Source organism: Sphingomonas flavida (assembly GCF_036663655.1).
In the GTDB taxonomy this organism is placed as follows: domain Bacteria; phylum Pseudomonadota; class Alphaproteobacteria; order Sphingomonadales; family Sphingomonadaceae; genus Sphingomonas.
Genome location: NZ_JAXOJH010000044.1, coordinates 1 through 1,422, shown reverse-complemented (window position 1 = coordinate 1,422; position 1,422 = coordinate 1). Strand labels below are relative to the sequence as shown.

Here is a 1,422-nt window from a genome sequence, read left to right as displayed (position 1 = left end):
TATGTGGTCCTCCAGGTCGCGGACGGGTTTGACGATGATCGTGGCGTTGGGGTTGGCGCACCAGGCCCGGATGGTCTCGGCGAGCAGCGGGCTGCGGGTGTTGTCACACCGGCCCACGAAGCTGTCGCCGTGCAGGTGGACCACGATCTGGCGTGATGGTTTGTCGTAGTCGAGGGTGCCCTGGCCCCGGGCGAGATCACCGAGGGCCTGGGCGCGGCGAACGTTGAGGGACTCCTCCGACCCGAGCTCCTTGAGCTCCGCGGCCCGTTGGGACAACGCGGCGTCGAGGTCCAGGGCGTCTGGCAGGTCCAGGGTCCCGGACACCGGCACCGTCCCGGCCGGAGACACGGCGTCCTTGGCGATGTCGAAGCACCGGCCGTCAGCGTCATGCCGGCGTTGCTTCTCCGCCGCTTCGGGGTCGAACCGCAGCTGCGCGGCGGTGATCTGGCGGGCCAGCTCGGCGTAGCCGATCTTGTGCGCACAGAACGCGACCCGCTCATCGACGAACAACGCCCCGGCCTCGGGCAGACACATGGTGCGCTCCGCGATGAACCGGGCCTTCCAGAACGGCAACTCCCCTGCCGCGACCCGTTCCCACAACCGAGGGAGCCGGTAGCGGACCTCGAGGGCGGCGCCGACGTACCTCTTCGCGGTGTCGGTGGACTGACCGAGCGCGGCGCCGAGCTCCATCACCGCGAACTCGGACACCCACGGTGTGCCGTCGCCGGCCAGGGGGATCCCGTGGTCACCGAACGACGCCACGGCCTCGTCGTCGGTCTCATGCATCACGCACCACTCGATGACGGCGTGCAGCCGCTCCACCTCGACCGCGATCGCGGCCTTGGTGGTGGTGCGCATGACCTTTAGGAGGTCGGCGGGGCTGCTGCTCATAGGGACAAGTCAAGCAGTGACCACCGACAGTGAGGGGCCTCAGAACTCGTTGTCCACAAGGGATCCGCGAACTTTCTGAGACTTTACCTTGGGGGTCTCGACACGGGCTCGCTGGCGCTGACTCTTCACCAACTGATGGGGTCAGCCAGCGTACTTGCCGAGGATGCCGGAGCGCTCGAGGAGGTGTCCGTCGCCGTCGATGACGGCAGTGCCGACGGTGAAGGGGGTGGGGGAGACGCGGAGGTGCTTCGGCAAGCCGCCGGGGCGGGTCTGCCAGAGACGGCTGCCGTCGGCGGCGTCGTGCCAGCGGATGTCGTAGTCGCGCAGGTCGATCGTCATGTGGTCGTCGTAGATGTCGGCGAGCAGGTAGTTGGTGAGGCCGAAGGCGAAGAGGCCGCCGTGGGAGATCTGGAGGACACCGTCGCGGTGGATGGCGGTCACGTCGTGAACCTCGCCGGTGAGATAGAGGTCCACGTCGTGCTTCGCGAAGAGGTTCCAGAGCGCAGATCGCCGGCCGCCCTCGTACATCAG

At 67.8% G+C, this 1,422-nt stretch carries 2 protein-coding genes; both read right to left on the bottom strand.

Translation table 11 applies throughout. The features are described 5' to 3' along the window. On the bottom strand, positions 1-858 hold an 858-nt coding region (locus U1703_RS19035), incomplete at its 3' end, for a DUF222 domain-containing protein (protein WP_332786961.1). Between the two features lie 174 nt (positions 859-1,032). Next, a partial coding sequence (locus tag U1703_RS19030; protein WP_332786960.1) for a hypothetical protein occupies positions 1,033-1,422 on the bottom strand: 390 nt, incomplete at its 5' end.